We start from the raw sequence: 24,121 nt of genomic DNA, 5'->3' as shown, positions 1-24,121 counted from the left end.
ACAGGTTCGGTGACGGTGCGGTTGAGCGCAGGTCGGGTCAGAGGACGGTGATGTGGCCGGGCGCGGGCAGGCGCGGGGCCGTCGCCGGCTCGTGGATGTCCGCGAGGGCCATGAAGAGCAGCGCCACGGCCAGGGCGCCCGGGTCCGGCACGCCGAGCGCGTGGTCGCCGACGTAGCTGGCGCGGCCCCGGCGGGGGCGCAGCGACGCGGTGGCGAGAGCGCCGCGAATGGCCGCCTGCGCCGCCTCGGTCAGCGGTGCCTCGGGGGCGTCCGCGTCGCGGGCCGCGGCCAGGGACTCGGCGGCGGGCGCGAGGGCGTCGACCAGCGTGCAGTCGCCGGGGACGGCGCCGCCCACGCGGTGGATGGCGGCGTGACCGGCCTCGGCGGCCTCCGCGAGCGCGGCCGCCGTCGGGGCGCCGCCGTCCTTCGGCGAGGCGGCGGCCAGGTGCTGGAAGAGGAGGCCGAACAGGGGGCCGCTGGTGCCTCCGACGTCGTTGAGGAAGGCGTCGGCGAGCGCCGCCGTGCCGTCCGTGCCGGTCTCGTCGGCCAGCTTCACCGCGCGGCGCACGCCCCCGGCGAGGTTGTCGCCGAAGTCGCCGTCGCCGACGAGCTGGTCGAGCTTGGTGAGGTTGTCGCGGACCTGGGTGACGGTGAGCGCGTAGCGGTCGAGCAGGGCGCGGTCGCCGGTCCCGCGGGGCGCGGCGTCGGAGGAGCTCGCGGCCGTCCGGGCCGACGACGCGGAGCGGTCGGCCCCCTCGGCACTCCCGGCGCCTGCCGCGTTCCCGGCACTTTCGGTGCCTGCCGGGCTCTCGGAGGTGTCCACGGGGCGCGGCAGGACGAGCGGGGTCCGCGTGGGGGCGGTCCACAGGTCGGCCCAGCCCTCTTCGAGCCGCGTGAGGGTGAGGGAGAACCCGGCCATGTCCAGGGCGGCGGTGAAGGTGCCGGGGACGACGAGGACCGGGCGGAGGCCGCGGGCCGTGAGCTCGTCGTTCAGCAGCACCGCGATGGCGTTGAGCTCCAGCTCGGTGGTGGCGCCGAGGCCGTTGACGAGGGCCAGCACGTCGTCGGGTCCGTCGGGCAGCGCGTCCAGGAGGTCGTCGGTCATGCGCCGGACGAGGTCGCCGGTCGCGGGCCTCGCGATGGTGCGGATGCCGCGCTCGCCGTGGATGCCGACGCCGTAGTCGAGGGTGCCCTCGTCCAGCTCGAAGGCCGGGTGCACCGTGGTGGGCGAGGTCTGGGCGCGGGCGGCGACGGCGATGCTCCGGGAGGCGGCGACGACGCGTCGGCCGAGGTCCGTGAGCTCCTCCAGCGTGGCGCCCCGGTCGGCGGCTGCGCCGAGGAGCTTCTCGACGACGACCGTCGCGGCGGTGCCCCGGCGGCCGGTCGCGCTGTCCGCGCTGTCGGTGGCCAGGTCGTCGTCGACCAGGACGGTGGCGACGGGGATGCCGTCGTGCCGCAGGCGCTCCGCGGCGATCTGGAAGTTGATCACATCACCGGTGTAGTTCTTGACGATGTGCAGGACGCCGCCGCTCTTCGCGGCCGCCGCGCTCGCCTCGTAGATCTGCCGGTTGTGCGGGGAGGCGAAGATCTCGCCGGGGCAGACGGCGTCCAGGCCGCCCCGCCCCAGGAGCCCGGTGTGCAGCGGCTCGTGGCCGGAGCCGCCGCCGGAGACGAGGGCGACCGTGCGGGCCGGGTCGGCGTCGCGTGCCCGCAGATGGAGCGGGCTGCTGTTCACCTCGATCATGCCGGGGTGCGCCAGGGCAAGCCCTCGGGCGGCGGTCAGCACGGCATCGGTCTCCGGCAGGAAGTGGCTCATCGGTGAACTCTCCAAGGGTGTGCTGGTGGTGACAGCGGTCCCGCACCCGGAACCACCCGGAACCCACCCGGAACGCGGGAGTTCCGGACCGTGCCGGGGGCGAGGCGCCCACCATGCCTCCGCGCCCCGCGCCAAGGTCGGCACACCGCGCTACCGGCACGCTCGCGTTCCGGTCGCCGCCGCCGTGTGCGAGGCTGACACCGTGCACCGGCCCGGGCCGAGATCGGCGAAGGGCGCGCGGCGCGCCCGTACGGCAGCTTCATCTTTGCGAGGTCTTTACAGTTGGTGGACGCGCGACGCGAGGACCTCGGACGGATGCTGCGTGCCTGGCGGATGGCGCGGGACCCGGCCCTCCTCCCCGAACCCGTCCCTTTCCGCGGCCACCGCTCGTACCTCACCCAGCTCGACATGGCGCTGCTGCTCGGCGTCTCCGAACGCTGGTACCGCGCTCTGGAGCGGGGCGAGGACCGCAAGTACGCACGCGAGATGATCGACGGCGTCGTACGGATCCTCGACCTCTCCCCCGGCCGGGCGACCGCCCTTCACCGCGGCACCGGCCACCAGCCGCCCCGCTACCGGGCCGGGAGCGCGCGGCCCGACGACGCGATGCTCGACCTGCTGCACCAGCAGCGCCGGGTGAGCTGGATCTGCGACCAGGCCTGGGACGTGCTCGCCGTCAACGCCGTCGCGGCACGCCACTGCCCGTGGCTGGCCCGCCCGGACGCGAACGTCATGACCTGGGCGTTCTCCACCGAGGCCCGGTACCAACTGCGCGACTGGGACACGAAGTGGGCGGGCCCGCTGCTCGGCCGGCTGCGCCTCGCCTGGCAGCGCTGGCCGGACAACGAGCGCCTGGACGACGTGGTGCGGACCGTGCGGCGCGAGCCGGGCGTCGCCGAGCTGTGGGAGCGTACGGCGGACGTCCGGACGCCCCACGACGACGCGACGCTCCCCATGTACTTCCCGCTCGTGGCGCCCGACCCGGTCGACGTGCGCGTCGCGGCGTACGGACGCTTCGGCGACACGGCGCTGCGCTGGCTGGTCCTCACGCCCGTGGACCCGGCGGTCGTCTTCCCCTGAGGACGTACGAGGGAGCTCTCGCCCGCCGGGGCCGGGGCCGGAGCTCAGTCGTCGAGAGCGCCGAGCCACTCCGTCAGGATCCCGTTGACCTCGTCGGGGCGTTCCTGCTGCACCCAGTGGCCGCACCCGTCGAGCACGTGCGAGGAGCGCAGGCCCGGCAGGGTGTCGGGGAACGCCTTGATCGCGTCGGCGAGCCACGTGGTCGAGGCGTCCAGGGCACCGCCGACGAACAGGGACGGCTGCCGGACCGGGGCGCCGGCGAAGCGCGGCGTCAGGTCCTCCCAGTCCCGGTCCATGGCGCGGTAGCGGTTGAGCGCGCCGGTGAGGCCGGTCCGCTCGAACTCCTCGGCGTACGCGTCGAGGACGCACTCGTCGAGCCACCCGGGCAGCCGCGGCCCCGAAGCCGTCGCGACGTCGGGGAACCGGTCCCGCAGCCGCCCGCCCCGGCTCACGAAGTGCGGGTCCGGCGCGTCGGGACCCGGCATCGTGTCGGCGGAGAGCGCGGCGTAGAACCCGGCGAGCCAGCCCCGTACGTCGGGTTCGATCTCGGCCTCGGCGCGGCCGGGCTCCTGGAAGTACGAGACGTAGAACTCCTCGTCCCCGCCCATTTCGGCGAACACCTCGCTGGGCCGCGGGCCGCCCGGCGGCGTGTACGGGACGCTCAGGATCCCGACCGCGCGGAAGACGTCGGGCCTGACGAGCGCGGAGTGCGCGGCGACAGTGGCACCCCAGTCGTGCCCCACGATCACCGCGGTCTCCTCGCCGAGCGCACGCACCACGGCGACGGCGTCGTCGACCAGGTCGAGCGTCCGGTACGCGGAGGCGTCCGCGGGCCGTGACGAACGGCCGTAGCCGCGCACGTCGACGGCGACCGCGCGGTATCCGGCGGCGGCGAGGGCGGGGAGCTGGTGGCGCCAGGAGTACCAGGACTCGGGGAAGCCGTGCACGAGCAGGACGAGGGGGCCCTCGCCCTGCTCCACGAGGTGGATGCGGCCCGCGGGCGAGGGTACCAGACGGTGGGTCAGGCCCTCGGCGGACGACGAAGAGAGCTGCGACTGCGCGGACGACATGGGCACTCCTGGGCTCGGGCGACGACGTGCCCCGAGCATGCGGCGCGCGTCCGCGGCGGGACGATGTTCGTTGCCGTTCCGGCAAACGGCCGGGGCGGCGCCCGGCCCTGGGCGCCGAGTCGGGCAGCCGGGACGGGGCGCCGGTCGGCGCGATTCGGCCTGGTCGGGCCCCGGCACTTCCCGGAGGATCGGTACGGACTGCGGCAGACGGGGGCGGGAGTCGAGTCATGGTGTACCGCATTCACTTCACGGTCGAGGATCTGGCGCGGACCCGGGTCTGGCCCCGCTCGCTGCCGCTGATGGAACTGGGCGCGGCAGTACGCACCCTTCAGGAGCCCGGCCACGGCGTGCGCTTCAGGGCCTGGCGCCGCCATGCCCTGGCCGGCCTGCGCCCCGACGCCGCGATGGTCCTCGAGCTGATCCGGACCCGCCGCTGGGCGCCCGACTTCCTGACGCGCGCCGAGGCGGGGTCCCCGGAAGAGGTCCTGGAACGGGTGCGTGCCACGCCGCGCGCACGAATCCGCGACGATCTCGCCCAGGCCGCGGCCGACCGGCCCCTGCCCTCCTGGACACGGCATCTCGCCGACGACCGCGACCTGTTCCAGCAGCTGTGCGACAGCCTGGACCACACGTACCGTGTGCTCCTCTCACCTCACTGGCAGCGGATCACCAGCAATGCCACGGCCGAGGCCGGGATGAGAACCCGACAGGCGCTGGCCGGCGGCCTGGAGCACCTCCTCACCGTCGCGAACCCCCGCTGCATGCGCTGGAGCGCTCCCGTCCTCGACGTCGCACTGGCCTCCGGCCTCGAAGGCGACCTGCACCTCGAGGGGCGCGGGCTGCTGCTCGTCCCGAGCTATTTCGCGCCGCGATGGTCGGCCGTCTGCACCGCCTGCCAACCGCAGCCGGTGCTGACGTACCCGGCCAACAGCCCGTCGGACGCGGCATCGTTCATCGCGTGTCCACCACCGCCCGCGCATGACCGCGGCGCGGGGTCGTCGTCGCTGGCTGCGCTCCTGGGCCACACCCGCGCCGCGGTGCTGACCTCCATCGGGGAGCACCCGGGCTGCTCCACGAATGAGCTCGCCCGCTTGTCCGGCACCGCACCTCCCACCGCGAGCAGACACGCCGCCACACTGCGCGGTGCCGGCCTCGTCCGGACGGCCCGGCACCGCAACACGGTCCTGCACACGCTGACGGCCCTCGGCGCGAACCTCCTCGATGCTCCGCGAGGCGGCTGAACGACACACCACCGGGCGCCCGCCCTACGGAACGATCGAGTCCACGTAACCGCCGTCCACCCGCACCGCGCCGCCCGTCGTCGCGGATGCCAGTGGGGAGCTGAGGTAGACGACCATGTTCGCGATCTCCTCCGGCTCGATGAGGCGCTGGATCAGGGACTGGGGGCGGTGCTCGGTCATGAACGTCCGCTGGGCCTCGTCCCACGGCAGCGCGCGGTCGACCAGTTCGTAGACGAAGTCCTCCACGCCGCCGGTGTGCGTCGGGCCCGCGATCACGGAGTTGACGGTGACGCCGGACCCCGCCGCCTCCTTCGCGAAGCCCCGCGACACGGCGAGCAGCGCGGTCTTCGACATGCCGTAGTGGATCATCTCCGCGGGCGTGACGAGCGCCGAGTCGCTGGCGATGTTCAGGACGCGGCCCCAGGAGCGGTCCTTCATGCCCGGCAGGTAGTGGCGGATCATCCGCACGGCGGTCAGTACGTTGACCTCGAAGTAGCGGCGCCATTCGTCGTCGGTGATGCCGAGGGCGGGCTCTGCGCCGAAGATGCCGAGGTTGTTGACGAGGATGTCCGCCCGCGGCACGGCCTCGAAGACCTGCCGCGCGCCCTCGTCCGTGGAGATGTCGCCCGGCGCCGCGAGGAACCCGGCGCCGTCGCACTCACCCTTGAGCCGGTCGACGGCCGCGTCCACGGAGTCGCGGGACCGCCCGTTGACCGCGACCTCGGCGCCCGCCCGCGCCAGGCCGACGGCGATCGCCGCGCCGATTCCCTGGGTCGAGCCGGTGACGAGCGCGGTCTTGCCGGAAAGGTCGACGAGCACGGTGTGTACCTCCTGGAGTTCCTGTCCTGCCCTGTCTGTCCTGCCCTGTGACGTGGGTGGCCTGCCTGCGCCACTCCCCCTGCCCTCTGTTGTCCTGCGTCCTCCTGTTTACCCCTTTGACTCCAATGCGGCGACGAGCACGCGTACGTGCCCGTGCGGAAGGTCCTTCGTGGCCGTCAGGAGGGTGAGCCGGCCTTCGTGGGCGAGGGTCCGCAGCCGGTCGAGCTCGGTGGACCGTTCCTCGTCGGCGAGCTCGTGGCGGTAGCGCTCGGCGAACTCCTCGAAGCGCTCGGGATCGTGGTCGTACCAGCGGCGCAGCTCGTTCGACGGAGCGATCTCCTTGTCCCACGCGTCGAGCCGCGCCTTGTCCTTGGACAGCCCGCGCGGCCACAGCCTGTCGACGAGGACGCGCGTGCCGTCGTCGGGCGACACCTCGTCGTAGACCCGCTTGACCTGCACGTCGAGGCGGCGTCGCGGCGTCATGCGGTGCTCCGTCCGGTCGGGTGCCGCCCGGCGGTCGGGGGCCGCTCCCAAGACTGAACCAACTGCCCCGTTCGGACGAGCATCACGGGCCTTCGCCGTGTCGCCCTGTTCGAGTGAGCCCATGAAACGACGCATCGGGAGCATCGACCGGCGCTGGTTCGAACAGGTGGCGTCGGCGCGGCTGCCGGGCGCGGAGCAGGTGCTGCCACCGCTGAGCAGGGCGGCGAACCACGGGCGGCTCTGGTTCGGCACGGCGGCCGCCCTCGCGGTCGTCGGCGGCCCCGCGGCCCGGCGTGCCGCACGGCGCGGGGTGGGCGCCCTCGCGCTGGCCTCGGTGACGACGAACGCGGTGGCCAAGTACGCCGTACGCCGACGTCGCCCCGTCCTCACCGCCGTGCCCGCCATGCGACGCCTCTCCAAGACGCCGTGGACGTCCTCGTTCCCGTCCGGGCACGCCGCGTCGGCGGCGGCGTTCGCGGTGGGGGTGGCGCTGGAGGCGCCCCGGTACGGCGCGCTGCTCGCGCCGGTCGCCGCGGCCGTGGCGTTCTCCCGGGTGTACGTGGGGGTGCACTACCCCGGTGACGTCCTCGCGGGCTGCGCCCTCGGCGCGGCGGCGGCCGCGGTGACCTGCTACTGGTGGGCGCCGCATCCCTCGCCCGCGCAGTTCCGTCGCACCCGGGTGAAGGCGCCCGCGCTGCCTGAGGGCGAGGGGCTCGTCGTCGTCCTCAACTCCGGTTCTGGGAAAGGGGTTCCGGGGCGGCTGCCCGCGGGCGAGCATCTGGAGCTGCTCCTGCCGAAGGCCGAGGTCCTGTCGTGCGGTCCGGGTGACGACCTCGACGAGATCCTCGACGAGGCGGTGGCGCGGGCCTCCGGGGCGGCCGGGGTGCTCGGCGTGTGCGGCGGGGACGGCACGGTGAACGCGACGGCCCGGCGCGCCGCCGCGGCGGGGCTCGCGCTCGCGGTCTTCCCCGGCGGCACCTTGAACCACTTCGCCCTGGACGTGGGCACGCCCACCTTCGAGGACACCGCGCACGCCGTCGCGCGCGGCGAGGCGGTGCGCGTCGATCTGGCGATGGTGCGCGACGGAGAGGGCAAGGAGGTCGCGGGGTTCGTCAACACGTTCAGCATCGGCATCTATCCGGAACTCGTGCGCAAGCGCGAGAAGTTGGAGGGTCGCATCGGCAAGTGGCCCGCGGCGGCCGTGTCGTTCGTCGAGGTGTTGCGGACCGCGGCCCCGCTGCGGATCCGGCTCGACGGGCACGACCGCGTGCTGTGGCTGCTGTTCGCGGGCAACGGCCAGTACGTGCCGGACGGCCTCGCCCTCACGCACCGGCCGCGCCTGGACGACGGTCTCCTCGACATCCGCACGGTCGACGCGGAGGCGCCGCTCGCCCGGACGCGCGTCGCCCTGTCCGCGCTGGGCGGTGCGCTGCGGCGCTCGCGGGTGTTCCGCTCCGAGCGCGTCGAGGAGTTGCGGCTCAGCGGTCTCGATGACGTGACGGGGCTCGCGTACGACGGCGAGACCGCGCCGACCCCGGACGCCCTGCTCCTCGACAAGCTGCGTTCCGCGCTGACGGTCTACAGCCCGGCGGCGCAGCTCGACGAGATCGCCCAGCGGGCCCGCACCCTGACGCTGGCGGCGAACCGTCAGCCGAAGCGGAGGCCGGCGGGCTGACCCCCTCGCCGGCCGGGGAGGTGCCGGGGCCACCTCGCCCACCGGCGCGGACCCACCCCTTGCGCCCGCCCCGTCCCCTTCACTTCAATGCGCCCTATGGCCGCGCGTCGAACCACCTCGCAGCAGCACGGCGGCAGCGCCTCGACTGACGGGGGTGCCGAGTTGCCGCCGACCGCGTGGGCCGTCCTCGGGCTGCTCTCCTTTCCCGGCGAGCGGACCGGGTACGAGCTGAAGAAGTGGGCGGACGCCTCCCTCCGCTTCTTCTACTGGTCGCCCGCCATCAGCCAGATCTACGCCGAACTGCGCCGCCTCGAAACACTCGGTTACGCCACGTCGCGCCGCTCGGGCCCCGAGGAGCCCCGTACGAAGCGGGCGTACGCCATCACCGACGAGGGCCGCGCCGCGCTGACCGCCTGGGCCGACGGCGGCCGGGACGCCGGCCCGCCCGTCCTCAAGCACCCCCTGCTGCTGCGGATCTGGCTCGGCCACCTCACGGACCCGGGCCGGCTCCGGGGCCTGGTGGCCGAACACATCGCGCGGACCAGGGGCGAGCTGACGGAGGTCAGGGACGCGCTCGCGCGGGTGGACGGCGCGGACGGGGCAAAGGCGTGGTCGCATCCGCAGGTCGCACTGCGCTGGAGCGAGCGGCGCCTGGAGGCGGAGGTGGAACTGGCCGAGGCGATGCTCACCGACCTGTCCGAGCTGGAGGCGCGGGGAGAGGGCGAGGGCAGAGGCGGGGGCGGGGGCGTTCCACCGTCCCCCGGTCAACCTCCGCTGCCACCCGGTCAATACGTGAAGGACTCGCCCACGCCCGGGTGACGCGGCTCGCCCGGGTGGGGGTGCCGCCGGTAGGACGGAGGGGGTCAGCCGTCCCCCCTCCGTTCGGAGCAGCGCACCCGTGAGCACCCGTGCCGTCCTTGTCGCCGCCCTGATCACCGGTCTGCTCCTGGGGATCGCGGGGACCAGATCCGAGGAGGCCACCGACCCCCGTCCACACGGTTCCTTCACCGAGGCGGGCCATTAGGCTGCGACATTGCGCGCGGCTCCCCGGCCGTGCGGTCGCCGAGCCTCCGTCGACGGAAGCGAGTGGATCTTGAACTTCCTCACCATCGGTCATCGTGGGGTCATGGGCGTCGAGCCCGAGAACACCCTGCGTTCCTTCGTCGCCGCGCAAGCGGCGGGCCTCGACCTCATCGAGCTCGATCTGCATCTGAGCAAGGACGGCGCGCTCGTCGTCATGCACGACGCCGACGTGGCCCGTACGACCGACGGCAAGGGGCCGATCGCCGAGAAGACCCTCGCCGAGCTGCGGGAGCTCGACGCGGGCCGCGGCGAGCGCATCCCCGTCTTCGAAGAGGTCCTGGACGCGGTGAAGGCACCGTTGCAGGCCGAGATCAAGGACGTCGCGGCCGCCCGCGCCCTCGCCGAGGTCATGCTGAGCCGCGATCTGGTCGCGCGGGTGGAGGTGATCTCCTTCCACGACGAGGCGATCGCCGAGATCGCCCGCCTCGTCCCCGGTGTACGGACCGCCCTCGTCGCGAGCCGCTACGGCACGGACGTCGTGGAGCGCGCCACCGCCGTCGGCGCGACCACGCTCGTGCTCAACATCCGGCGCCTGACGCTGGAGATCGTCGAGCGCGCCAAGAAGGCCGACCTGCGGATCATCGGCTGGGTCGTGAACACCCAGGACGATCTGCGTCTGGTGCGGGCCCTGCAACTGGACGGGGCGACCACCGACTATCCCGAGATCAAGCGGACTGGTCGCTTCACTGCCTGAGGGTCCCAGCCCCCCCGGGCGCCTAGGCCAGGTCCTTGACCAGCAGCTCGAACTCCAGGTCGTCGCGTTGCGGGATGCCGAAGCGCTCGTCGCCGTATGGGAAGGGCGTCATCTTTCCCGTACGGCGGTAGCCGCGGCGCTCGTACCAGGCGATGAGGTCGCCGCGGGCGGAGATCACGGTCATGTGCATCTCACGGGCGTCCCACATCTCGCGTGCCGTCCGCTCCGCCTCGGCGATGATCACCTTGCCGAGGCCGGCGCCCTGCAGCGCCGGGCTGACGGCGAACATGCCGAAGTAGGCGTGGTCGCCGCGGTGTTCGAGCTGGCAGCACGCGATGAGCGCGCCGTCCCGCTCGACGGCGAGCAGCCGGCTCGTCGGCGACTCGATGACGTCGACGACGCCCTGCGGGTCGGTGCGCTGCCCTTCCAGGAGGTCGGCCTCGGTGGTCCACCCGGCGCGGCTCGCGTCTCCTCGGTACGCCGACTCGATGAGCGCGACGAGGGCGTCCGCGTCGGCGGCTTCGGCGGCGCGGAAAGTGAGCTCTCCTGAAGTGGGGCGCGGGGCGGTGTCCATGGACCTGGCTCTCCGAATCTTGGCGCGGGTTGGGGCGCCGTCGAGCCTAACCCCACGCCGCGCGACTATGGTGCGGCCGCATGGTCCACGTACTGAGCAGCAGGACACTTCTGCGCCCCACCGACCCGGAACGCTCGCGCGTCTTCTACGGCGAGACGCTGGGCCTCGCCGTCTACCGCGAGTTCGGCACCGGTCCCGAGCGCGGCACGGTCTTCTTCCTCGGCGGCGGTTTCCTGGAGGTGTCGGGCCGCTCCGACGCCCCGCCCGCGCCGGGGCTCCAGCTCTGGCTCCAGGTCGCGGACGTCGCGGCGGCCCACGCGGAGCTGGTCGGGCGCGGCGTCGAGGTGGTGCGGCCGCCGGTGCGGGAGCCGTGGGGGCTCATCGAGATGTGGATCGCGGATCCGGACGGCGTCAGGATCGTTCTCGTCGAGGTCCCGCAGGACCATCCGATCCGCTACCGGCCGGGGATCTGACCTTCCGGATTTCCCCGCTGAAGCAGCGGCAGCACCGGGAAAGCGTGGTCCCGCCAGATCAGGCGTGACCGCTCCTCCGGGTACGCCGTGACGGTCGGCGCCGCGTCGAAGAGCCGCACGAGGCGCCGGTCGCGGTCGTACGCGGGCCAGCCGGGGTCGCCCTGGGCGGCGAACGACGTCCACGCGGCGCGCATCGCGGCGGACAGATCCTCCGCCTCGGGCGCGGTGCCGATCAGTGCCGCGGGCTGGCCGCGGTCCAGGTTGCCGAAGACCAGGGGCACGTCCAGGCCGTGGCAGGCGCCGAGCACGCCGTCCATGCCGGGGGCGGGCCAGGTCAGTTCGTAGGCGTGGACGCGGCCGCCCGCGGCTGCCTGCGCCTCCGCGAGGTGCAGGGTCGGCATACGGAAGAGCCAGTCGGAGAGCACCAGTTCGTGGAGCTCGTCGGGGCCCGCTTCCGGGTGGGCGTCGCGGTAGGCGCGGGCGCCGTCCGGGCCCGGTGCGAACGCGTCGAGGGTCTGCGCGGCGACGTCCTCGCCGACCTGGCCGAGTAGCCCGTCCAGCGCCGTGAGGAGCCGTTGCTCGTGGCGGGTGTGGCCGACAAGGAGGTCGATGTCCCGTCCCGCACCCGCGGTCAGTGCCTGCCACGGGGTGACCGACAGGGCCGCGCCGTCGACGACCGGCGAGAACGTGACCGACCGGAGGGCGGGCTTCCCCCAGCGCCCGCCGTGCCGGGCCGCCTCCGCGCCGACCGCGTCACCCGCGGCGGCCAGCCGGTGCGGCGCCACCCCGGAGAGGTCCGCCACCGTGGCCCGCAGGCCCAGTTCGGCCGCGCACGCCCCCGTGATGTCGGCGGCGAGTTCCGGCGCGAAGAACGTGCCCTGCGCGCTCTGCGCGACGGCCCTGCCGAAGAGCCCCGCCGCGCCCGGCGCCGCGAGGAGCGCGGCGACCGATCCGCCGCCCGCCGACTGCCCGAAGACCGTGACCCGGTCCGGGTCGCCGCCGAACGCCGTGATGTGGTCGCGCACCCACTCCAGGGCGGCGATCTGGTCGAGCAGGCCCCGGTTGGCGGGCGCTCCCTCGATCTGCCCGAACCCCTCCGGGCCCACGCGGTAGTTGAACGTCACGACGACGACCCCGCCGTCCCGTGCCAGGCGGCCGCCGTCGTACTCGGGAAGGCCCGACATGCCGATGGTGTAGGCGCCGCCCTGGATCCACACCAGCACCGGAAGTCCCGCCCCGGGCCCGGGATCGGGCGACCAGACGTTGACGGTCAGCCAGTCCTCGCCGACCGTCTCCCTGGCCAGCGCGTCCATGCCGAAGTGGCCGCCCTGCGGAGGGGGCGGTCCGAAGGCCACGGCCTCGCGCACCCCGCTCCAGCCGCGCACCGCGCGCGGCGCCGCGAAACGCAGCGCGCCGACCGGCGGCTCGGCGAACGGGATGCCGCGGAAGACCGCGACGCCCACCTCCAGGCTTCCGCGCAGCGACCCGGACCGCGTACGGACCTCGGGCCGGGACCGGGACACGTCGTCACCGGCAACGGTCATCGCCACTCCCCCTCCGGGTTCCCCTCACGGAGGATCCGAGCATCCCGCCCTCCGACGGCCCGGTGCCAGCCATTTACGCGAGGTGCGCAGGCCGGACACAGATGTGTGAAGCACGTCACACGAGCAATCCATCCAGGATGCAGGGGTACAAGGCCACGGGTACGGTCCGCAGAAGATCATTCAGAGTCCTGGCAGGCCCGAAAGCCCTGAAGTCGATCTCCAACCGCTCAGGAGAGACATCACATGGCAGCTCCCCGGATCCTCATCGTCGGCGGTGGTTTCGCCGGCATGGAGTGCGCACACAAGCTGGAGAAGAAGCTCTCGCCCCACGAGGCGGAGCTGCGGCTGATCAGTCCGACGGACCACCAGCTGTACCTGCCACTGCTGCCGCACGTCGCCTCCGGAGTGCTCACTCCGCAGTCGGTGGCCGTGCCGCTGCGCCGGATGCTGCGCCGCACCGCGATCGTGCCCGGCGGCGCCGTCGGCGTCGACCCGAAGGCCAAGGCGGTGGTCGTGCGGAAGATCAACGGCGAGGAGGTCGTGGAGCGCTACGACTACCTGGTCCTGACGCCCGGCAGTGTCACGCGGCAGTTCGACATCCCCGGCGTCGACCGGTACGCGGTGGGCGTCAAGACGCTCGCCGAGGCCGCGTGGATCCGCGACCACGTCATCTCCCAGCTGGACCTGGCCGCGGCGAGCTCGAGCCGTGCGGAGCGCGAACAGCGGCTGCAGTTCGTGGTGGTCGGCGGCGGGTACGCGGGCGTGGAGACGGCTGCGTACCTCCAGCGTCTGACGTGTGCCGCGGTGAAGCGCTATCCGGGCCTGGACGTGTCGCAGATCAAGTGGCACGTGGTGGACGTCGCCCCGAAGCTGATGCCTGAGCTGGGCCCGCGGCTCGGCGACAAGGCGATGGAGATCATGCAGCGGCGGGGCGTGAACGTCTCGCTCGGGGTGTCCGTGGCCAAGGCGACCGAGGACACCGTCACGCTCACCGACGACCGCGTCCTGCCGTGCCGCACGCTGATCTGGACCGCGGGCGTCGCCCCGAGCCCGCTCATCGCGACGCTGGGCGCGGAGACGAACCGCGGCCGGCTCGTCGTGCGGCCCGACCTGACGGTCCCCGGACTCGACGGAGTCTTCGCCCTCGGCGACGCGGCCGCCGTCCCGGACCTCGCCAAGGGCGGCGACGCGATCTGCCCGCCGACCGCGCAGCACGCCATGCGGCAGGGCTGGGCGGCCGGGAAGAACATCGTCTCGGCCCTGCGCGGCTTCCCGCTCGCCGACTACCGGCACAAGGACATGGGTCTGGTCGTCGACCTCGGCGGCATCCAGGCGGTGTCGAAGCCGCTCGGCGTGCAGCTGACGGGACTGCCCGCCCAGGTGGTGGCGCGCGGCTACCACCTGGGCGCGCTGCGCACGGTCACGGCGCGCTTCCGGACGGCCGCGAACTGGGGTCTCAACGCGCTCGCCGGCGATGACTACGTACGCACCGGCTTCCAGGCGCAGCGGCCCGCCACGCTCAAGGACTTCGAGATGACGGACGCCTATCTGTCGCAGGAGGAGATCCTGAAGCGGGTGGAGGCGGCCTGAGGGGACGCCTCCCGGAACTCCCCGCCTAGGACGTCCGCCCGCGCCGCTTCGCCGACTCGAAGCGGTCGGCCCAGTACGCCGTGCGGTCCAGGTAGGCGGTCTCGGCCGCCTCGCCCGTCTTTCCGTAGGCCCCTTCGAAGGTCTGGTAGCCGTGACCGGCCGGAGGCGTACTGTCGGCGGGCTCGATCGAACTGCCTTCGTGCCATTCGTTGAAGGACGTCACCGACACCCAGTCGGGCGAACCGCCGACGGCCGGGTCCAGAGCGTTGGTCCACTGCTTGTCGTACGCGGCTCCGTCCGCGCGGCCGAGGGTGGGCGTGGTGTTGCCGGGGACAGCCCGGTCGTCGACGTAGCCGGGGGCGACGGACGGGGCCCAGATCAGGTCGTGCGCACGGGCGTAGTCGCCCGCGTGCTTCCAGCCGGGCGCGGTGGCCCCGGCGATCCCGTCGTACGTGTACATCCCCGAGAAGTGCGCGATCTTGCTGGTGTCGGTCGTCTGGGCGAGGACGATGTTGTCGTCCGTCACCTCGTCGAGCGCGGCCCAGTCGGTGGTGCGCAGGCTCTCGAAGACGTAGAACGCGGGTTTGCCGCCGTGCTCGGCGGAGCGGTGGAAGGCGGGGTGGCTGCCGTAGGCGGCGTTGAGGTAGCGGATGTCGGCGACGGTGGAGGCGGCGGTGCGGCCCGCGTACGGCTCCAGGTGCCAGGCCACCTCGATGCCCTCCTCGGCGGCCGCGTCGAGGACGCCCTTGGCGAGCCGGTCCTCGTAGCCGTCCCGGCCCCACCAGCTGTAGACGAGGACTCCGGCGCCGGAGCGCTTCACCCATTTCATGTGCTGGGCGACGGTGCCCGCCATGTCCCCGGAGTCGTAGGGGCCGAGCGCCGGGTAGAGGTCGGCGCCGATGTCGTCGGGCGGGGTGTGGCCGCCCTGGGGCCAGTGGCGCCAACTGCCGCCGCCCGACGGGCTTCCGTACCACGGGTAGTAGAAGAGGTGGACGTCGCGCGAGCCCTCGTCGTAGGCCGCGGACGTATTGACGGTGAACGCGTCGACGTCGAAGAGGTTCCCCCGGCCCGTCGGCCCCTTGAAGACGAGGACGAGCTCCGTCGTCGCGGACGGCGCGCCGGTCAGGTTCGCCGTGACGTTCTGGAAGTTCTCCCAGCCGCCCGTCACGGGCACGTTCACCGAACCGAGGAGCGTGCCGGTCGCCGAACCCGCGCGGACTTCGAGCGTGCCTCCCGCGCCGCCGGAGGAGACGCGCGCGGTGAGCGAGGTCGCGTTGCCGAGTGCGTAGGGCTTGAAGGAGATCCAGTCGCCGTCGTCGGTGTAACCCACCGTGTTGGCGCCCTCCGCGTTCCCGTGTCCGGCGATCTGGATGCCGGACTGCGCGGCGAAGTGCTCGGCCTGCCGGTGGCGCGGCTGGAGAGTGTTTCTGCTGTGCGTGGTCAGGCCGCCCTTGTCGGTGTACTCGGCGTCGAAGACCCCGTACAGATTGGCCGCGCTGTCGTGTTCTCCGTCGGTCGGCACGGCGATGCTGCCGCTGCACCCGTTCTTGGAGGTGACGGCGTGCGCGTGGCTGTCGTGGCCGAGCAGATAGGTGACCTTCACCTTCGAGCAGTCGACGGCACCGTCCTCCGGATCGCTGACGGAGACCTCGAAGGGCACGGTGTCCCCGAAGGAGAAGAGCCGTCCGTCGGGGGGCTGTCGCAGGGAGACCGTGGGGGCGGTGTTGCCCGCGGTGACCACGAGGCTTGCGCTGCCGGTGAGGCCTTCGGGGTCCTTCACCGTGAGGGTCGGCCGGTACGTTCCCTTCGTCGTGTACGTGTGCGAGGGGTTGGCCTGTGTCGAGGTGGCGCCGTCGCCGAAGTCCCAGGAGTAGCCGAGCGCTCCGCCCTCGGGGTCGGAGCTGCCCGCCGCCGAGAACTTCACGGTGAGCGGCACGGACCCGGAGGTCTTGTCCGCGGCGGCCTTGGCGACGGGGCTGCGGTTGCTGCCGGCCAGGTACTCGATGCGGTAGAGGGCCTGGTTGTTGCTGCCGGTGCCGTAGTCCAGGACGTACAGGGCGCCGTCGGGCCCGAAGTCGCTGTCCATGACCTGCGTGCCGGTCCACGGGAAGTCCTCGATCGCGCCGCGGGACCCGTCGGACTTCACCTCGACCGTCTTGATCCATTTGCGGCCGTACTCGGTGGCGAAGAAGCGGCCGTCCAGGGACTGCGGGAACTTCACGGACGAGTCGAGGTTCGGGTCGTAGCGGTAGACCTCGCCGCCCATCGGCGACTCCGAGCCGCTGCCGAACTCCGGCGGTGCGCCCTCCCAGCCGTACTTGATCCAACTGGGCTTCGCGGGCGGCAGCTTGCTCTGCCCGGAGTTGCGGGGCGAGTTGTTCGCCGGGCCGCCCGCACAGTCGTACTTCGCGCCGGAGGGGCCGCTGGGGAACGTGTACTCGTTGTAGGTCTCGGTGGCGGTGTTCGTGCCCGTGCAGTACGGCCAGCCGTAGTTGCCCGGCGCGGTGATGCGGTCGAACTCGACCTGGCCGCCGGGGCCCCGGTTCGCGTCGCCGCCGCCCGCGTCGGGGCCGTAGTCGCCGAGGAGGACGGCGCCGGTCTTCTTGTCGACGCTCATCCGGAACGGGTTGCGGAAGCCCATCGCGTAGATCTCGGGGCGGGTGCGGTCGGTGCCGGGGGCGAAGAGGTTGCCCGCGGGGACGGTGTAACCGCCGGCCGCCGTCGGCTTGATGCGCAGGACCTTGCCGCGCAGGTCGTTCGTGTTGCCGGAGGAGCGCTGGGCGTCGAACTGGGGGTTGCGGTCGCCGCGTTCGTCGAGCGGCGCGTAGCCGGACGAGTCGAACGGGTTGGTGTCGTCGCCCGTCGTCAGGTACAGGTTTCCGGCGGCGTCGAAGTCGATGTCGCCGCCGACGTGACAGCACTGGCCGCGGTCGTTGGGCACTTCGAGCACGACCTTCTCGCTGGCCATGTCGAGGGTGCGGTCCGCCTTGAGCGTGAAGCGGGACAGGTTGAGGTGTCCCTTCCACCGCTCGAAGTCGGCGGCGCCGCCGGTGACCGGGGCGTCACCGGCGGGGGTGTCGAGCTTGGGCGAGTAGTAGACGTACACGTGCCGGGTCGAGGCGAAGTCCGGGGCGGCCGCGATGCCTTGAAGCCCCTCCTCGTCGTGCGTGTACACGTCCAGCTTCCCGGCCGACGTGGTGTTGCCCGCGGGGTCGGTGTGTCTGACCGTGCCGTCGCGTGCGGTGTGCAGGACCGAGCGGTCGGGCAGCACGGTGAGTGACATCGCCTCCCCCACTTCGGCGGCGCCGACCGCCAGTTGGACCTGTTGGTAGTCCGCGGCCGGGACCGCCCGCGCCGCGGCGCCGGAGGTCGTGGCCGTGACGCCGCCCAGGACGAGGGCGAGGGCGGTGAGCAGTTTGAGCCCGGTACGAGGGCTTGGGGACATGGGGCATCCTCCTGACGCTCGGGGTGTGTCAGGCAGGGCGCGCGCCGGCCGCGCCGCGAACAGCGAATTACGTGTTCAGCACAGAGAATTACGCGGAAGTGCGAGAGCTTTGCATGCTGGCAACGGCGCCCCTATTTGTCAAGGCCGTGTCAAAACCCCCGCCACGCCCAGGAGGCCCGGCCCCCGCAGCCATCGCCGCACCCGGGCCGCCCGGCCCCTCAGCCCCGCCGCACCCCGAGCCGCCCCTCCAGCTGTGCGAGCAACTCCCCGAGCAGCCCGCTGAGTTGACCCTGCCCCGCACCGTCGAGCACGGACAGGACAACCGTTTCGTACGCGAGCTGCTCCGGCAGGATCGCGTCGACCAGATCGCGTCCCGCGTCCGTGAGGCCGACGTGCGCGACCCGCCGGTCCCGCGCGTCGGCGCGCCGCTCGACCAGTTCCCGCTCCTGCAACTGCTTGAGCCGTTTGGTGACGGCGGCACCGGAGGAGAAGGTCTCGCGGGCCAGCTCGCCGGGTGTCAGCTCGTGTCCGGTGCGGCGCAACGCGCCGAGCAGGTCGAACTCGGCGCGGGTCAGGCCCGCCCGGCGCAGCGGCGCGTCCTCGGCCTGCTGGAGGAGGGCCGCGCAGCGGTTGATGCGGCCGATCACCTCCATGGGCCCGGTGTCGATGTCCGGCCGCACCGTCTGCCACTGCCGCACCACCGCGGCCACGGTGTCCCCGCCGTGGCCGGCCACCGGACCGTTCTCCGTCGTCATGCTCGTGCGCCCTCCCAGGCGTCGGCAGCCCCTGCGCGGGCCCGCGTCCCCTGACCGTTCTCACCGCTGTGGCCGTGCAGCCTGCGGACCGTCGCCGCGAGCGTACGGTGTCCGGCGCGTTCGGCGGCGAGCACCCGCTGTTCGGGCAGGGCGCGCTGCCACCATTCGCCTGCGGCCGCGTCCGCGGCGGCGCGCAGTTCGACGAGGGCGGCGGTGAGGCGACGGCGGGCGGGTTCGACCGCGCCCGCACCCGCGAGGCCGGCCTCGGCGTGCTCCCGCGCCCGGTCGGTGGCCTCGATGGCCTTCTCGATGTGGTCGACGGCGCGCCGGTTGGTGACGAGGACGGCGGCGGCGACGCCGAGCACGGCGCCCACGAGGGTGTCGACGACGCGGTCGAGGATCAGTTCGCCGGGCTGCTGGAACCGCGCGAACTCGGTGACGAGCAGCGCCATCGGCGTCACGCAGACGCTGCCGAGCCAGTAGTTGCGGGTGATCAGGGCCTCCGCGCCGAAGGCGAGGACCAGGCAGCACACGATGAGCTCGGCGTGGCCGAGGTGTGCGAACGGCGCGATGGCGGCGAAGGCGAGCACCCCGATGAGGTTGCCGACCACGCGCTGCACGCCCCGGTTCCAGGTCAGGGTGACGTTGGCCTGGTAGAGGGAGGCGGCCGTGACCAGGGCCCAGTACGGGCGACCGATGCCGAGCGCGAGCGAGGCGTAACCGGCGAGGGCGCAGCCGACGGCGGTGCGCAGCGCCACGGGCAGCAGCGGGGAGCCGGGGGCGAGCCGCCGCCACAGCGGCACCTTCGGCCCGGCGAGCTCGGCGTCGACGCCGAGGAGCTCCTCCTCCTCGCCGGGGTGCGGGCCTCGGGGGCGCGGGACGGCGCCGGTGCCGCGCAGCCCGGCCGCCCAGGAGCGGAGCGCGTCGGGGTCGGCGGACCCGGGCACGGCGAGGGCCTCCTCGGCGCGGACGACGAGGCGGGCCAGAGCGCGGCGGGCCTGCACGGTCCGGGGGCCGGTGGCCAGCAGTGACTGCCAGGCGGCGTGCACGGCACCGGCCGCGGCGGCGCGGACCCGCTCGGTGCCGGGGCCGTCCGCGTCGGCGCGCGCGGCGTCGGCGTAGGCGGCGGTGGCGTGCAGGGCGCGTGCGGTGGCGCGACGCTCGGGTCCGTGCGGGCGCACCAGGGCGGGGGCCATGCCGACGAGCCAGGCCACGGCGCCGCCCGCGAGGGTGAGGGCGAGGTGGCCGGGGACCTGGCCGAGGGTCTGCGGCGCGAAGAGGGTGGCCGAGCTGATGAACGTGAAGATCAGGTGTCCGGGCGGTCCGACGCGGGTGGCGTCGCAGAGCGTCTTCTGCGCCGCGGCGAGCAGCGCGCCGACCGCGACGAGGACCGCGGCGGAGCTCGTGAGCGAGGCGGTGACCAGGGCGACGGCGATGCTCGCGACCATGCCCGCGACGACTCCGGCCAGCACCCGGGCGCGCGCCGCGTAGGGAAGGTTGTGGGTGTACAGGGCGCAGAACGATCCGGCCATCGTGTACATCACGAGGTCGAGCCTGCCGAGGGCGAGCAGCGTCAGGTTCGGTGGGGCGGTGGCCACGACGACGCTGGTCGCGGGCTTGAACCAGATGTCGGACGGCTTGCCCGGACGCAGCACACCCGCGAGCGGGAGCCTGCGGGCGCGGACGGAGCGGGGCGCGCCTTCGGATTCGGATTCGGGCGCGACCGCGGATCCGGCTTCGGGCACGGATCCGGGTGCGGGGTGCGGGGACGGCGGAGTACTGCTCATACCCAAAAGGTTAGCAAGTGTTTTACTCGCAAAAGATCTGGGTCGCGGTGCGCTCGCTCCCCCGTGCGCCCCGTGCACCCCCATGCGCTCGCGTACGACGGCATGCGCGTGGGCATCGACCCGACGACACCGTTCGACAGTTGACGCCGTCGACAGGGGAGGGTGCCGTGCACGGACCGGTACAGGCCGCCTGGCTGCTCGTCGCGCTCTGCGCGGGTACCGGGGCCTACTGCCTGCTGCGCATGCGCAGCAGGATCGAGGAACAGCGCCGCACGGCCGGCGGCGAGGCGCTCATGGGGTTCGGCATGGCGGTGATGGCCGTGCCCGCGGCCGTGCTCGCGCCGCCGCGCTGGGCATGGCTGGTCTACGCCGCGGTGTTCGGGGCGGCCGCGCTGCACACCGTGTGGGCGGCCCGCACCGACCCCCACCACCTCCATCACCTCGTCGGCGCGTTCGCGATGGTCTACATGTCGGTGGCGATGGCCACGGCGCCCGGCGCGCACGCGGGCCACGGGGGCGCCGGCGTCCCCTTGCTCACCGGCGCGCTCCTGCTGTACTTCGCCGGGTACGTCCTGTGGTCCGGCGCGCGCCTCGCCCCCCGGGCGGTCTCCGCGCCGGCGGGCGGCACGGCGGTACTGGCGTGGGCGGACCGCTCCGAGGTGGCGCTGGCGTGCCGGCTGTCGATGGGGATCGGCATGGTGGCGATGCTGCTGACGCTCTAGGGGACGCGGCTCGGCGCCCGATCAGCGCCCGGTCAGCTCGGTCAGTGCCATGAGGCCGTCGATCCGCAGGTCCGCCGCGTCGGCGACGTCGGGATGGTCCGCCCAGTAGTGCCCCCACGGGCCGCGGCGGATGTGGGCCGTCCGCAGCCCGGCCCGCTGGGCGGGGAAGATGTCGTGGGCCGGATGGTCGCCGACGTGGAGCGTGGCCTGCGGATCGGCCTGGGCCGCTTCGAGTACGCGCGTGAAGAAGTCCGGGTCGGGCTTGGCCACGCCCCAGTCGCCGGAGGTGGCGACGTGGTCGGCGGGCAGGTCGAGGCCGCGCAGGAGCTCGGCCGCGCGCGCCGAGCCCTCCCCCGCGACGACGACGCGGATGCCCAGCTTCTGGAGAGCGCCGAGCGCGGGCCGCACGTCCGGGTAGAGGTCGGCCTCGCCCAGATGCTCGCCCCGGCCCGCCGACTCGCGGGCGCGGCAGGCGGAGGCGACGTCCATGTCGCGGCTGACGAGCCGCAGCGCGTCGGCCCTGTCCCCGCCCTGGGCGACGACGGCTCCGACGAGCGCGGACAGGGTGTGGCGCGGAACCTGCAGCCAGTCCGCCCACGACGCCCAGTAGCGGTCGTCTTTGGTGAGGGTCTCCCCCACGTCGAACACGATGGTCTCGATCATCGTCCGCACCCTAACCGCCACCTGGCGTCCAACCCGGGGACGTCACTCGTACGTGAGATACACCCGTGTCGGCCGTGGCGTGCGTCACTTGGACCGGCAGTCCATACCATCGGACAGCCCGACCCTCATAGGCTGGCGGCATGATGGTCCCCGTCGCGCTGTTGCTGCTGGGCGCCCTGACCGCTGTCGTCGCCCCCCGGATGCTCGCGCGGGCCGACTGGCCGGAGCGCGAACCCGTGGTCGCGCTGTGGGTTTGGCAGTGCGTGGTGGCGGGAGTCCTGCTCTGCTGCGCGCTCTCGATGATCCTGAGCGCGGCCGCCGCCTGGCAGGCCGTGCGCGGCCACGTCTTCGCGCCGGCGCCGCACGAGGTCGTCGAGGCGTACGCGCTGCAGGAACCCGGCCCTTGGGCGGCGGCGACCGCGGTGGTCCTGGCCTGCGGCGGTGTGTGGAGTGCGGCCATGCTGGCCAGGGAGATCGTGCGGGCGCGGGCGCGGCGGGCGGGCAGCCGGGCCGAACTCCTCGTACGTTCGCCGCTGTTGCCCGGCGAGGAGCCGGGCAACAACCGTCTCGTCGTCCTGGAGGGCGAGCGCCCCGACGCCTGGTGGCTGCCCGGTCAGGCGCCCCAGCTGGTCATCACCACGGCCGCGTTGCGCCGCCTGAAGGGCCGCCAGCTCGATGCGGTGCTCGCGCACGAGCAGGGGCACGCGCAGGCCAGGCACGACTGGTTGCTGCACTGCTCGGGCGCGCTGGCCATCGGGTTCCCGCAGGTGCGGGTGTTCGCGGCGTTCCGCGACGAGATGCACCGGCTGGTGGAGCTGGCCGCCGACGATGTGGCGTCGCGTCGTTTCGGCCGTCTGACGATCGCCCTCGCGCTGGTCGAACTGAACGAGGACCGCGGAGTGTTCGGCCCCTGCCCGGCCCATCAGGCGCACGTCCCGCAGCGCGTGCACCGTCTCCTCGCGGCCCGCCCGCGCCTCACCGCGGCCCGCAGGCTCCGTCTGACGGCGACGGCCGCGCTGGTGCCGGTGATCCCCGTCCTCGTCACGTTCGTACCGGGCCTGCGCGCGCTGGGCTGACCCGCCGAGGGGCCGCCGGCAGCCGCTCGCGCCACGCCCCCGGCGCCCCGGGATGGCCTCGGCCCCGCCTCGTCGGCGAGGATCACTTCATGTACTCCGCGCCCACCGACACCCCGACCCGACCGCCCGGCTCCCGGGCCGCGCTCGCCGCCGCGGCCTTCGGCGTGCCCTCGCTCGTCCTGCTCCTCCTGGTCGCACTGGAGTGGCGGCCGTTGCTCTCCCTCGACGGGGACATCTCGCGCACCACCCACCGCTGGGCGGTGGACGAGTCCGGTGTGACGCGCGTCTTCCGTGTCCTCACCGACTGGGTGTGGGACCCCTGGACGATGCGCGCGCTGTGCGCCGTGGTGGTCATCTGTCTCGCACTGCGCGGGGCCAGGTGGCTCGCGCTCTGGCTGACGGGCACCTGCGTGGTCGGCTCCGCGCTCCAGCAGGGCCTGAAGGCGGCGGTGGACCGGCCGCGGCCGGTGTGGCCGGACCCGGTGGACTCCGCGCACTACGCGGCGTTCCCATCGGGCCACGCGATGACGGCGGTGATCGTCTGCGGTCTGATCCTGTGGGTGCTGCGCCGCTACGGCGCCCGCCCGGCCGTGTGGCGCGCCTGCCTGGCCCTCGCCGTGCTCTCCGTCGTCGGCGTGGGAGCGACCCGCATCTGGCTCGGTGTGCACTGGCCGTCGGACGTCGTGGGCGGTTTTCTGCTGGGGGCCCTGATGGTGGCACTGGCGGTCGCGACGTACGCGTACGGGCCCGCCAGGCGCACCCCCGAAGCGACGTGACCGCACACGGGGGTCGTCAACCACGCCACCACCCGCGACGCCATGGAGGCTTCCGCACATGACCATCAAGGGCGTGCTCTTCGACTTCTCCGGGACGCTGTTCCGCATCGAGCCTGCCGAGTCCTGGCTGCGGGCCGTCCTCGCGGAGCTCGAAGTCCCGCTGCCCGAGGACGAGTCGGCGCGGGCCGCCGAGGCACTGGAGAGGGCGGGCGCGCTCCCCGGAGGCGCCCATCCGGCCCGCGTGCCCGGCCACCTCGCCGAGTTGTGGGCCACCCGCGACCGGACCGCCGAACTGCACCGCGCCGCGTTCACCGGACTCGCCCGCGAGGTGCCGCTCCCCGACCCGCGGCTCTACGACGCGCTGTATGCCCGGCACATGACTCCTCCGGCATGGCAGCCCTACGCCGATGCCGCGGAGGTCCTGACCGGACTGCGGGGGCGCGGCATCGGCATCGCGGTGGTCAGCAACATCGGATGGGACCTGCGGCCCGTCTTCCGCGCCCACGGGCTGGACGCGTACGTCGACGCGTACGTCCTGTCGTACGAGCACGAGATGCAGAAGCCCGATCCGCGGCTCTTCGCGGTGGCCTGCGACGCGCTGGGGGTCGATCCCCGGGACGCCCTGATGGTCGGGGACGACCGGCGGGCGGACGCCGGCGCGGCGGGGCTCGGGTGTGCGGTGCACTTCGTCGAGCATCTGCCGGTGGAACGGCGTCCCGGAGGCCTGCGGCCCGTGCTCGGACTCGTCGGATGAC

The 24,121-nt window shown here is 73.5% G+C and carries 21 protein-coding genes and 2 pseudogenes; 12 read left to right on the top strand and 11 right to left on the bottom strand.

Annotation, left to right across the window (positions count from 1 at the left end):
- Window positions 1-37: 37 nt before the first annotated feature.
- On the bottom strand, window positions 38-1,816 hold the full coding sequence (locus DEJ48_RS34395; RefSeq protein WP_150220037.1) for a dihydroxyacetone kinase family protein: 1,779 nt from the start codon (window positions 1,814-1,816) through the stop codon (window positions 38-40).
- Between the two features lie 285 nt (window positions 1,817-2,101).
- On the opposite strand from DEJ48_RS34395, the gene DEJ48_RS34390 reads away from it, so the two are divergent.
- Window positions 2,102-2,896, top strand: coding sequence for a helix-turn-helix domain-containing protein (locus DEJ48_RS34390; protein WP_150220036.1), 795 nt, complete (start codon window positions 2,102-2,104; stop codon window positions 2,894-2,896).
- Window positions 2,897-2,940: 44 nt separating this feature from the next.
- Here the strand turns inward: DEJ48_RS34390 and DEJ48_RS34385 are convergent, their stop codons facing one another.
- The gene (locus tag DEJ48_RS34385) at window positions 2,941-3,966 is read right to left on the bottom strand and encodes an alpha/beta fold hydrolase (RefSeq protein WP_150220035.1); all 1,026 of its coding nucleotides are present in this window, start codon (window positions 3,964-3,966) and stop codon (window positions 2,941-2,943) included.
- Window positions 3,967-4,193: 227 nt separating this feature from the next.
- Between DEJ48_RS34385 and DEJ48_RS34380 the strand changes: the two genes are divergently transcribed.
- Window positions 4,194-5,207, top strand: coding sequence for a MarR family transcriptional regulator (locus tag DEJ48_RS34380; RefSeq protein ID WP_150220034.1), 1,014 nt, complete (start codon window positions 4,194-4,196; stop codon window positions 5,205-5,207).
- A 24-nt stretch (window positions 5,208-5,231) separates the two neighbouring features.
- Here DEJ48_RS34380 and DEJ48_RS34375 read toward each other — a convergent pair whose 3' ends face one another.
- Together DEJ48_RS34375 and DEJ48_RS34370 are read right to left on the bottom strand one after the other, a co-directional pair.
- Window positions 5,232-6,026: an SDR family NAD(P)-dependent oxidoreductase gene (locus DEJ48_RS34375; RefSeq protein WP_150220033.1), complete on the bottom strand. Its 795-nt coding sequence runs from the start codon at window positions 6,024-6,026 to the stop codon at window positions 5,232-5,234.
- A gap of 108 nt (window positions 6,027-6,134) precedes the next feature.
- Window positions 6,135-6,509: a DUF488 domain-containing protein gene (locus tag DEJ48_RS34370; protein WP_150220032.1), complete on the bottom strand. Its 375-nt coding sequence runs from the start codon at window positions 6,507-6,509 to the stop codon at window positions 6,135-6,137.
- Window positions 6,510-6,630: 121 nt separating this feature from the next.
- On the opposite strand from DEJ48_RS34370, the gene DEJ48_RS34365 reads away from it, so the two are divergent.
- From DEJ48_RS34365 to DEJ48_RS34355, 4 genes are all read left to right on the top strand, one after another.
- The gene (locus tag DEJ48_RS34365; RefSeq protein WP_150220031.1) at window positions 6,631-8,184 is read left to right on the top strand and encodes a phosphatase PAP2 family protein; all 1,554 of its coding nucleotides are present in this window, start codon (window positions 6,631-6,633) and stop codon (window positions 8,182-8,184) included.
- Between the two features lie 96 nt (window positions 8,185-8,280).
- Complete coding sequence (locus tag DEJ48_RS34360) at window positions 8,281-9,003, top strand: PadR family transcriptional regulator (protein ID WP_150220030.1); 723 nt, start codon at window positions 8,281-8,283, stop codon at window positions 9,001-9,003.
- Between the two features lie 79 nt (window positions 9,004-9,082).
- Window positions 9,083-9,208 carry a hypothetical protein gene (locus DEJ48_RS40830; protein ID WP_263399468.1) on the top strand — a complete coding sequence of 42 codons (126 nt, stop codon included), beginning with the start codon at window positions 9,083-9,085 and terminating at the stop codon, window positions 9,206-9,208.
- Between the two features lie 69 nt (window positions 9,209-9,277).
- On the top strand, window positions 9,278-9,961 hold the full coding sequence (locus DEJ48_RS34355; RefSeq protein ID WP_150182348.1) for a glycerophosphodiester phosphodiesterase: 684 nt from the start codon (window positions 9,278-9,280) through the stop codon (window positions 9,959-9,961).
- Window positions 9,962-9,983: 22 nt separating this feature from the next.
- Here the strand turns inward: DEJ48_RS34355 and DEJ48_RS34350 are convergent, their stop codons facing one another.
- Complete coding sequence (locus DEJ48_RS34350; RefSeq protein ID WP_150220029.1) at window positions 9,984-10,535, bottom strand: GNAT family N-acetyltransferase; 552 nt, start codon at window positions 10,533-10,535, stop codon at window positions 9,984-9,986.
- Between the two features lie 80 nt (window positions 10,536-10,615).
- On the opposite strand from DEJ48_RS34350, the gene DEJ48_RS34345 reads away from it, so the two are divergent.
- Window positions 10,616-11,008 (top strand): VOC family protein, encoded by a 393-nt coding sequence (locus DEJ48_RS34345; protein WP_150220028.1) that lies wholly within the window; start codon window positions 10,616-10,618, stop codon window positions 11,006-11,008.
- Here the strand turns inward: DEJ48_RS34345 and DEJ48_RS34340 are convergent.
- Entirely contained in the window at window positions 10,990-12,552 is a 1,563-nt protein-coding gene (locus DEJ48_RS34340; RefSeq protein WP_150220027.1) for a carboxylesterase/lipase family protein, read from the bottom strand. The genes DEJ48_RS34345 and DEJ48_RS34340 overlap by 19 nt on opposite strands.
- 243 nt (window positions 12,553-12,795) lie before the next feature.
- Between DEJ48_RS34340 and DEJ48_RS34335 the strand changes: the two genes are divergently transcribed.
- Window positions 12,796-14,142: an NAD(P)/FAD-dependent oxidoreductase gene (locus DEJ48_RS34335; RefSeq protein ID WP_150220026.1), complete on the top strand. Its 1,347-nt coding sequence runs from the start codon at window positions 12,796-12,798 to the stop codon at window positions 14,140-14,142.
- 25 nt (window positions 14,143-14,167) lie between these two features.
- Here DEJ48_RS34335 and DEJ48_RS40510 read toward each other — a convergent pair.
- From DEJ48_RS40510 to DEJ48_RS34320, 4 genes and pseudogenes are all read right to left on the bottom strand, one after another.
- A pseudogene (locus DEJ48_RS40510) lies at window positions 14,168-15,124 on the bottom strand (glycoside hydrolase family 99 protein); the annotation flags it as partial.
- 33 nt (window positions 15,125-15,157) lie between these two features.
- Window positions 15,158-17,587 (bottom strand): annotated as a pseudogene (locus DEJ48_RS34330) (PQQ-dependent sugar dehydrogenase); the annotation flags it as partial.
- 218 nt (window positions 17,588-17,805) lie between these two features.
- A complete protein-coding gene (locus DEJ48_RS34325; RefSeq protein ID WP_150220024.1) occupies window positions 17,806-18,342 on the bottom strand; it encodes a MarR family winged helix-turn-helix transcriptional regulator in 537 nt (178 codons plus the stop codon).
- On the bottom strand, window positions 18,339-20,129 hold the full coding sequence (locus DEJ48_RS34320) for an FUSC family protein (RefSeq protein WP_150220023.1): 1,791 nt from the start codon (window positions 20,127-20,129) through the stop codon (window positions 18,339-18,341). Before DEJ48_RS34320 ends, DEJ48_RS34325 begins: the two co-directional genes overlap by 4 nt.
- A 167-nt stretch (window positions 20,130-20,296) precedes the next feature.
- Here DEJ48_RS34320 and DEJ48_RS34315 point away from each other — a divergent pair, with 167 nt between their 5' ends.
- Window positions 20,297-20,851 (top strand): DUF5134 domain-containing protein, encoded by a 555-nt coding sequence (locus DEJ48_RS34315; RefSeq protein WP_150220022.1) that lies wholly within the window; start codon window positions 20,297-20,299, stop codon window positions 20,849-20,851.
- 21 nt (window positions 20,852-20,872) lie between these two features.
- Here DEJ48_RS34315 and DEJ48_RS34310 read toward each other — a convergent pair whose 3' ends face one another.
- Entirely contained in the window at window positions 20,873-21,514 is a 642-nt protein-coding gene (locus DEJ48_RS34310) for an HAD family hydrolase (RefSeq protein WP_190537772.1), read from the bottom strand.
- 140 nt (window positions 21,515-21,654) lie between these two features.
- On the opposite strand from DEJ48_RS34310, the gene DEJ48_RS34305 reads away from it, so the two are divergent.
- The 3 genes from DEJ48_RS34305 (at window position 21,655) to DEJ48_RS34295 (ending at window position 24,120) form a co-directional block, all read left to right on the top strand.
- Window positions 21,655-22,590: a M56 family metallopeptidase gene (locus tag DEJ48_RS34305; RefSeq protein WP_150220021.1), complete on the top strand. Its 936-nt coding sequence runs from the start codon at window positions 21,655-21,657 to the stop codon at window positions 22,588-22,590.
- 89 nt (window positions 22,591-22,679) lie between these two features.
- Window positions 22,680-23,366 (top strand): phosphatase PAP2 family protein, encoded by a 687-nt coding sequence (locus DEJ48_RS34300; protein ID WP_150220020.1) that lies wholly within the window; start codon window positions 22,680-22,682, stop codon window positions 23,364-23,366.
- 58 nt (window positions 23,367-23,424) lie between these two features.
- Window positions 23,425-24,120, top strand: a complete 696-nt coding sequence (locus DEJ48_RS34295) for an HAD family hydrolase (protein WP_150220019.1) — start codon at window positions 23,425-23,427, stop codon at window positions 24,118-24,120.
- The last annotated feature ends 1 nt before the right edge of the window (window position 24,121 follow it).

Origin of the sequence: Streptomyces venezuelae (assembly GCF_008642315.1) — a bacterium.
Taxonomy (GTDB): Bacteria; Actinomycetota; Actinomycetes; order Streptomycetales; family Streptomycetaceae; genus Streptomyces; species Streptomyces venezuelae_D.
Note: the sequence above shows the minus strand (reverse complement) of the source record. Positions and strands in the feature narration are given on the sequence as shown.

Excerpts from the sequence above, each read along its gene's own strand:
- DEJ48_RS34395 (WP_150220037.1), bottom strand. The coding sequence starts at position 1,816 with ATGAGCCACTTCCTGCCGGAGACCGATGCCGTGCTGACCGCCGCCCGA.
- DEJ48_RS34385 (WP_150220035.1), bottom strand. The coding sequence starts at position 3,966 with ATGTCGTCCGCGCAGTCGCAGCTCTCTTCGTCGTCCGCCGAGGGCCTG.
- DEJ48_RS34380 (WP_150220034.1), top strand. The coding sequence starts at position 4,194 with ATGGTGTACCGCATTCACTTCACGGTCGAGGATCTGGCGCGGACCCGG.
- DEJ48_RS34370 (WP_150220032.1), bottom strand. The coding sequence starts at position 6,509 with ATGACGCCGCGACGCCGCCTCGACGTGCAGGTCAAGCGGGTCTACGAC.
- DEJ48_RS34365 (WP_150220031.1), top strand. The coding sequence starts at position 6,631 with ATGAAACGACGCATCGGGAGCATCGACCGGCGCTGGTTCGAACAGGTG.
- DEJ48_RS34360 (WP_150220030.1), top strand. The coding sequence starts at position 8,281 with ATGGCCGCGCGTCGAACCACCTCGCAGCAGCACGGCGGCAGCGCCTCG.
- DEJ48_RS34350 (WP_150220029.1), bottom strand. The coding sequence starts at position 10,535 with ATGGACACCGCCCCGCGCCCCACTTCAGGAGAGCTCACTTTCCGCGCC.
- DEJ48_RS34345 (WP_150220028.1), top strand. The coding sequence starts at position 10,616 with ATGGTCCACGTACTGAGCAGCAGGACACTTCTGCGCCCCACCGACCCG.
- DEJ48_RS34340 (WP_150220027.1), bottom strand. The coding sequence starts at position 12,552 with ATGACCGTTGCCGGTGACGACGTGTCCCGGTCCCGGCCCGAGGTCCGT.
- DEJ48_RS34335 (WP_150220026.1), top strand. The coding sequence starts at position 12,796 with ATGGCAGCTCCCCGGATCCTCATCGTCGGCGGTGGTTTCGCCGGCATG.
- DEJ48_RS34325 (WP_150220024.1), bottom strand. The coding sequence starts at position 18,342 with ATGACGACGGAGAACGGTCCGGTGGCCGGCCACGGCGGGGACACCGTG.
- DEJ48_RS34320 (WP_150220023.1), bottom strand. The coding sequence starts at position 20,129 with ATGAGCAGTACTCCGCCGTCCCCGCACCCCGCACCCGGATCCGTGCCC.
- DEJ48_RS34310 (WP_190537772.1), bottom strand. The coding sequence starts at position 21,514 with ATGATCGAGACCATCGTGTTCGACGTGGGGGAGACCCTCACCAAAGAC.
- DEJ48_RS34305 (WP_150220021.1), top strand. The coding sequence starts at position 21,655 with ATGATGGTCCCCGTCGCGCTGTTGCTGCTGGGCGCCCTGACCGCTGTC.
- DEJ48_RS34300 (WP_150220020.1), top strand. The coding sequence starts at position 22,680 with ATGTACTCCGCGCCCACCGACACCCCGACCCGACCGCCCGGCTCCCGG.
- DEJ48_RS34295 (WP_150220019.1), top strand. The coding sequence starts at position 23,425 with ATGACCATCAAGGGCGTGCTCTTCGACTTCTCCGGGACGCTGTTCCGC.